Source organism: Haladaptatus sp. HS23 (genome assembly GCF_056892285.1).
Map to the genome: position 1 here is coordinate 1 of NZ_JBXGLH010000085.1, position 230 is coordinate 230.

A 230-nucleotide genomic window follows, 5' to 3' on the forward strand; every position below is an offset into this window, starting at 1 on the left:
GGCTGCGCGTGTCGCCGATCGTCTGGAAGATGTCGTGCGCGGCCTGATAGTGGATCAGCGCCTGGCCGACATCGGCGCGTTCGGTGGCGATGCCGCCTGCCGACAGCAGCACCTCGGCGCGCAGGTTGCTGGCGGGATCGACCGCGGCGGCGGTCGCCAGCGCTCGCTCGATCAACGGCGCGGCCTGGTCGATGGCGTTGAGCCGAAGCAGCGCCTCGCCGCGCAGCCAC

At 72.2% G+C, this 230-nt stretch carries 1 protein-coding gene; it reads right to left on the bottom strand.

Annotated elements, in window-relative coordinates; translation table 11 throughout:
• Positions 1-230, bottom strand: a 230-nt coding sequence (locus AC1XDK_RS30900; protein WP_483353845.1) for a hypothetical protein, incomplete at both ends; no start/stop codon positions are given.